Annotated in this window: 3 protein-coding genes and 1 pseudogene; 2 read left to right on the top strand and 2 right to left on the bottom strand. The window is 69.7% G+C overall.

Annotation, left to right across the window (positions count from 1 at the left end; translation table 11 throughout):
* Positions 1-126: 126 nt before the first annotated feature.
* Together AB0M52_RS28395 and AB0M52_RS28390 are read right to left on the bottom strand one after the other, a co-directional pair.
* Positions 127-2,721, bottom strand: a complete 2,595-nt coding sequence (locus AB0M52_RS28395; protein ID WP_363959951.1) for a M64 family metallopeptidase — start codon at positions 2,719-2,721, stop codon at positions 127-129.
* Positions 2,722-2,869: 148 nt separating this feature from the next.
* Complete coding sequence (locus tag AB0M52_RS28390; protein WP_363959948.1) at positions 2,870-4,996, bottom strand: Xaa-Pro dipeptidyl-peptidase; 2,127 nt, start codon at positions 4,994-4,996, stop codon at positions 2,870-2,872.
* Between the two features lie 658 nt (positions 4,997-5,654).
* On the opposite strand from AB0M52_RS28390, the gene AB0M52_RS28385 reads away from it, so the two are divergent.
* Together AB0M52_RS28385 and AB0M52_RS28380 are read left to right on the top strand one after the other, a co-directional pair.
* The gene (locus AB0M52_RS28385; RefSeq protein ID WP_363959945.1) at positions 5,655-6,371 is read left to right on the top strand and encodes a YoaK family protein; all 717 of its coding nucleotides are present in this window, start codon (positions 5,655-5,657) and stop codon (positions 6,369-6,371) included.
* A 128-nt stretch (positions 6,372-6,499) separates the two neighbouring features.
* Positions 6,500-6,593: pseudogene (locus tag AB0M52_RS28380) on the top strand (DUF2017 domain-containing protein); the annotation flags it as partial.

Below are 6,593 nucleotides of genomic sequence, written 5' to 3'. Positions count from 1 at the left end.
GGCTGTGGCAGATCTCCAGCACCTGTTCGCAGAAGGTGCGCCAGCGCATGCTCGGCTCGATGCCGCGGATCAGCACCGGCGCTTTTCGCCGGCCCACCACGTGTTCCTTGCTACCGCTACGGACTGCTACAGAGCCGCGCAGTCACCACTCTTGGTGCCGTCCACCGTGTTCGGTGCGCCGAAGTCCTTCACCGCCGCGCTGTTGCCGGTGCAGGTGAGCGACTCGGTGATCCGGGTACCGACCAGGATCGGGCCGTAGGCGCCGGCCAGCCGGCTGAACCGCTCGTTGGTGGTCGCCTGGACGTTGTCCGACAGGGTGAGCGAGCCGTTGACGCGGCTACCGGCGATCGTCACGTCCCGGGTGGTGCCGGTGATCTTGGATCCCCCGTTCACCGTGCTGCCGAGGAGCTGAACCGCCTCGGCGCCGGTCGCCGTCAGCCCGCCGTTGATCGAGCTGTCGCTGACCACCAGCGAGGCACCGGCCCGTACCGTGACGCCACCGTTGACCTGGGCGCCCTTGAGGCAGGTCACGCCCGAGCTGACCACCAGCTTCTTCTGGGCGCCGGTCAGTGTCGTGGTGCAGTCCGGCGACGAGCCCGGCAGCACGGTGGCCTGGTAGGCGCTCGGCTGGCCGATGTTGCCGGCCGCGTCGATCGCCCGGTGCTCCACCAGGTGCGTGCCGAAGCCCGGCACGAACCCGCCGCTCGGGTGGTTGTCCGGCAGGGTCTGCTCGAAGGTCGCCTTCGACAGGCCGCCGGTACCGAGGTTGCCGTAGGTCAGCGCCTTCACGTTCGTGCCGGAGTGGCGGAACTGGAACGGCGATTCGGGCATCGGCTGCTCGGGGAACCCGAAGTAGTGGAACCAGCCCTGCTTGTTCAGCCGGAGCTGGCCGACGACGTACCGGTCCTCGTCGTACCCGGTGCGGTCGTCCTGCGGGTCCAGCCACATGTCCCAGCCGTTGAAGTACACCGGGTGCTCCGTGCTGCCCGCGAGCCGGGTCAGTGGCTCGGACAGGGTACGCGGCGCGGTCGGCCGGGCGTTGTCGACCGTCCACTCCATCCGGTCGGAGACACCCGGATCCGCCGGGTCGGTCACCGTGGCCACCAGCCGGTAGGTGCCCGGCGCCAGGTTCAGCGCGCCGAGGTCGAGATTGCGGCTGTTGTGCGGGTTCGGCAGCGTAGCGCCGTCGAGTGACCAGGTCACGTCGACGATCCGGTCGGTCGGGTGGTTGGTCCGCACGAAGACGACCTCGTCACCGGCGACCGGCTGGCTGTTCATCGTGGCGCCGGTGATGGTCGCCTCGGGCGCCGACGGCGTCGCCTTCGTGTCGCCCACCGTCCACTGCCGGGTCTGCACGAACCGGGGCCCGTTGAAACCGGAGTTCGTGGCGGTGTTGTTGGTCGACGGGTTGCGGACCCAGTCGATGCCGTCCGGGCCGACCGGGTCACGCACCTCGACGTGCACCACGGTCCCGGCGGGCAGGTTCAGCTCGCCGAGGTCGAGGTCGCGGCCGTTGTTCGTGTCGAGCACGGTGCCGTCCGGGCCACCGACGCGCCAGGTGACCTCCAGCTCGTGGTAACGCGGCTGCCCGCTCTCCACCCACAGCACGCTGTCGGGGGCCACCGTGCCCGCCGGGGTGTGCCGGACGTTCATCTGCCCGGAGTTCCGCATGCCGGTCACCCGGGCGACCATGTGTTCGAGGCCGACCTGGTCGAAGTCGAAGCCGATCCAGCGCATCATCGAGTGCTCGCTCGGCCGGCGCTGGCCGCAGGGGTACGTGCCGCCGCCCTCGTGCGCGCCGATGATGCCGCCGGACAGGCTCTCCTCGCCGACCCAACGCCACCACTTGTGCTGTTCCTCGACCAACTGCTCCGCGCTGCGGATGGTGTGGTGAAAGCTGCCGGGCTCACCGCCGGTGTAGCAGGCCCGCACCACGTCTCGTGACGAGTACGGGTACTCGTCGGCCAGCGTGCCGAGCGAGTGGCCGATCTCGTGCAGTGAGATCAGCGGGCCCTGCGGCGAGCCGCCGGAGGTCGTCGCGTTCGTGCCGCCGATGCCGCCATAGGTGAACGTGTTGAAGATCGCCAAGGTCTGCACGTTCTGGGAGGTACGGGGAATGCCCAGCACCGGCGCCACGTAGGTGTCGATGATCCGGTTGTGCGCCTGCGAGCCGGTCTCGCAGGGGTTGACCCCGGGCGGGTAGTAGGCGGCGAAGTTCGCACAGTTCACCGGCGCACCGCCGTAGACGGTGCCGCGCGACAGCGGATCGCTGCAGCCCGCTTGGTAGATCATCCGCAGCGCGGTGTTCTTGGCGTCGATCGGGCCTTCGCGCTCGCCGGTGTCCCGGATCGTGCCGTCCGGGTGGCGTACCCGGCCGTCCGGGTCGCACCGGACGCCGTAGTCGATCGAGGCGATCTCCACCGCGTACACGTTCATGTAGTTGCGGTAGGTGCGGAACGGCTCCGTGGCCCACATGACCGCCAGGTTGCGGTCCACGTCCTCGAGGAAGACCTGCTGCTGGTCCCACTGGTAGCCGTCACCGAGGATGATCAGATTCAGCCGCTCGGCCGGCGGGCCGGTGACCTGGATCGGATGCACCTTCGGGTTGGGCAACGGCATCGGCGGGCCATCCGCCTCGGCGCCGCTCGCCGGGCCCATGGTCGCGCTCAACATACCGGCGACCAAGGCTGCCGCCGCGAGCATCGCAACCTTGACTCTCATTGGCTTTCTCACCTCATTTCCATTCGCCGGCAGTTTCTCCCGCCGGCACCGAGCGACAACATCAGAAACCTGAACCGGGAGCTTCCGCGGTCACCGGACGGCCGACCTGGCACCGTGCGGCGGCCGCGGAAGCCCCCGTGTCACCTCGTTACTTGCCGACGCCCGACCTGGCGGCCGCCGACACGATGGAGCCGCGCTGGTTCGGCTTGAGCACACCGGCCGCGATCAGCTGGTCCACCACCTCGTTGACGTGCGTCACGAACTGGCCGTGGTTCGACCACTGTTCGCCGTCGAGGATGTGGTCGTTGATGGTGCAGTTGCCGGCGAGCGAACCGTTGGCCACTCCACTGTTGACGCCGCCGATCACCACGGTCGCCCGGGTGTCGGTGGTCGCGCAGATCGGCATCGCCAGCGGCCCGCCGACCACGGGCAGCCGCAGGGCCGTCGCGGCCAGGTCCACGTCGAGCACCGTGCCCGGGGCGGGCTGCAGGGTGAACTCGCGGTCGGTCGAGAAGACCATCAGGCCGATCCGGTACCCGGCCGGGATGACCTGGTCGTCCGGCTGCAACGGCACGGTCACGTCGACGAACTCCCCGGGCACCAGCGGCTCGCTCTCGGTGAGCGAGTTGCGGTTCTGCGGGTCGGCCCAGCCCCGGGTGATGATGCTGGTCGTGCTGCCCTGGGTGCTCGACGTACAGCCCGAGGCGCTGGTCCACGGCAGCCGCACCAGGGCCACCGACAGGTTGGCCGCCGCCTTGCTGGCCGCCATCCGCAGCGTCACCGTCGCCGAACCGGAGATGTGCACCGGCGCGGTGAGCTCCGGAGACACGTAGAGCAGCCGCTGGTCGGACACCGTGGTGGCCAGCGTGCCGGCGTTGCAGGCGGTGTTGCCGGCGTCGACCAGCGACTCGACGCCCGTGCCGGGTAGCGCCAGCGAGGTCAGCTCGCCGGTGGTGTTGCCGCCGGGCTTGAGCACCATGGTGACCGGCTTCGCGGCCGGGTTCGGGTAGTCCGCGTACGGGGTGAGCTGGCTGGGGCCGGTCTCGTTGCGGGTCACCCAGGCCCGCGCGTCGTCTTCGACACCGTTGTCGACGCCGTACAGGTAGCGGCTGAACCACCGGTTGCGCATGTCCAGCGGCGGGGCGCCGCCGTGGCCGCCCTGGTGGAAGTACATCTGCACCGGCGTGCCCTGCTTCTTCAGCGCCTCGGTGATCCGCACGCTGTGCTCGGGCATCACGTTCCAGTCGTTGAACGCGTGCGCCATCAGGGTGGCGGCCTTGACGCCGCCGACGGCGTGCAGGTAGTCCCGGCCGGCCCAGAAGTCGTTGTAGTCGCCGTTCTTCCGGTCCTGGAACCGGTTCATCTCGTTGACCCGAACCTGCTCGATGCAGTACGCCCGGCGCTCGGGGAAGCCGCTGTGGATGTAGTCGAACAGGTAGTCGATGTCCTCGCCGACCCAGCCACCGGGGTTCCGGACCAGGCCGTTGGAACGGTAATAGTGGTAGTACGAGGTGTTCGGCGCGATCGGGATGATCGCCTCGAGCCCGTCGACACCGGTGGTGGCGGCGGCCAGCGGCAGGGTGCCGTTGTACGACGTACCGGTCATGCCGACCTTGCCGGTCGCCCAACTGGTCGCCGAGACCTCCACGTCGCCGTCGACGCTGGTGTAACCCTTCGCCCGGCCGTTCAACCAGTCGATCACCGCCTTCGGCGCCAGCGACTCGTTGCTGCCACCGACCGTCGGGCAGCCCTGCGACAGGCCGGTACCCGGGGAGTCGGAGTGCACCACGGCGAACCCGCGCGGCACCCAGGTGTTGACCTCACTTGTGGACACCGCAGTCCGGGTTGACCGGTGGGCGATCTCGGGCGGTGAGATCCGCGCCGGCGGCTCCTCGCCGAGCTCCTGTCGCACGTTCCAGAAGTACTGCGACTGGGTGGACGCCGTGCCGGCGTAGTAGGGGCTGGTCTCGTAGACGACCGGCACCTTCAACCCGTCGGCGGTCTGCCCCGGCCTGGTGACGTCCACGTGCATCCGGTCGAGCTTGCCGTCGCCGTCGGAGTCGAACTCGCTCTCCACCCACAGCTGCTGGCGGATCCAGCTGCTGGAGTTCGCGAACTCCGGGACGATCTGGGCCTGACCGTCGACAAAGACCGGCCCGACCCCGTCCGGGCTGGCAGCTGCGGGTCCGGCAACACCTAGGGAGAGCACCAGCGCAGCCGCACAAGGCACCGCCACCAGGGCGATGACTCGTCGGCGCGCGCTACGTCGCACCATCGTGAGCCCCTTCCGTCGTTATCCGGGCCCGCCCGAATGACGGCGAATGGCCCGACACAGTCGGTGCCGCGACCCGACTGCTGTCGACGTGAATCACCGACCCCTTTTTTGGTCACCCGACCGTAACTGCCAGGTCAGAACGGAGGCACCAGACACCTGACGAATTCTGTGGGTGCGCGGCCATGCAAACGTCGCAACGATTATGGGCATCCTGACCGCGGACGACCGGAACCCGCACAATCCCCGCCCGGCCCGGCGTTCGGCCTTGTTCGGACCAGATCTGAACGTGTCCGCGCAGCCCAGCGCCGTGTTGTCCAGTGCCGACCGTGGTGGAGTACCGCGCCGGAGACGCCGGCCACGGAGGAGCCGACCATGGGGCAGGCCGCGACGTACCGGCAGGCGTTCGCGGTACGGGAATATCGACATCTGTTCGGTGCGTACGAGATTTCGCTCATGGGTGATCAGCTGACCGCAACCACCGAGCGGGCCGCGCACCCCGGCCATCGGCGGGACGCGGCGCGGGGTCGTCCGTCGCTGCTGCGTAGACTCTGGCCGGGACGATCGCCCTGCTCACGCCCACTCCAACCGCACGCCGCGCGGCATCGGCGTCTCCCGGCGACCTCCACGCGTCCGCTCGCCGGCGAGCCTCGGAAGGATCATGACCAAGACGTACGACATGCCGCTGCTGGTGCTGACCGTGGCGACGGGAGCGATCGACGGTGTCAGCTATCTCGCCCTGGACCGGGTCTTCACCGGCAACATGACCGGGAACGTCCTCTTCATCGGCTTCGGTCTGGCCGGCGTCTCCGGCCTGCCGGTGCTCAACAATCTGGTGGCGCTGCTGGCCTTCATGCTCGGCGCGGTGCTGGCCGCCCGGCTGACCAGGAATGCGTCGGGGCCGGCGAAGCTGCCCCGGTCCGGTCTCGCCATCCTCGCCGGCGGCACCGCGCTGACGCTCGCCCTGGCCGGGCTCTGGCTCGGCACCGGAGCACCGGGCGAGGCCGCGATGCTGGTCACGACCGGACTGCTGGCCCTGGTGCTCGGCGCCCAGGCCGCGGCGGTCAAGCACATCGGCATCCGGGACCTCTCCACGGTGGTGGTGACGATGACGATCGTGAACCTCTCCACCGACAGCCGGGCCGCCGGCGGCGCCGGAGTGGCGTGGCTGCGGCGATTCGGGGCGATCGTCACGATGGGGCTCGGCGCTCTGGTCGCCGCGATCCTGACCTTGCGGGTCGACGGCTCGGTCGCACTGCTCATGGCCGGCGTGGTGATGGCGGTCGGTACGGCGATGGTCGCGGCGGTCCGCCGGCGGGAGGTGGCGGCGGCGGCCGGGACGGACGCGGGCGACACCGGCCGGGCGGCGGGCACCTGAACCTGACCGCTCCTGGCGGGGAGCCCTACGGGCCGAATCGTCCCAGCGAATGTCAACATGTCGGGATGGATATCTACGAGGACGCCCGGACCGTGTCGCGCGCGGACCTGGCGGCGTGGCTGCGTCAGGTCGGCCTGCTCACCGACGGATTCGACCACGCCGACCCGGTGGTCTGCCGGCTCTTCCCCGAGGTCTACCCGGACGATGCGCCGGGGACCGCGG

Origin of the sequence: Micromonospora sp. NPDC051296, from assembly GCF_040682255.1 — a bacterium.
Taxonomy (GTDB): domain Bacteria; phylum Actinomycetota; class Actinomycetes; order Mycobacteriales; family Micromonosporaceae; genus Micromonospora; species Micromonospora craterilacus.
This window is presented reverse-complemented; position numbering and strand designations above follow the sequence as displayed.

Coding starts and splice junctions, on each gene's coding strand:
- AB0M52_RS28390 (WP_363959948.1), bottom strand. CDS start 4,996: ATGGTGCGACGTAGCGCGCGCCGACGAGTCATCGCCCTGGTGGCGGTG.
- AB0M52_RS28395 (WP_363959951.1), bottom strand. CDS start 2,721: ATGAGAGTCAAGGTTGCGATGCTCGCGGCGGCAGCCTTGGTCGCCGGT.
- AB0M52_RS28385 (WP_363959945.1), top strand. CDS start 5,655: ATGACCAAGACGTACGACATGCCGCTGCTGGTGCTGACCGTGGCGACG.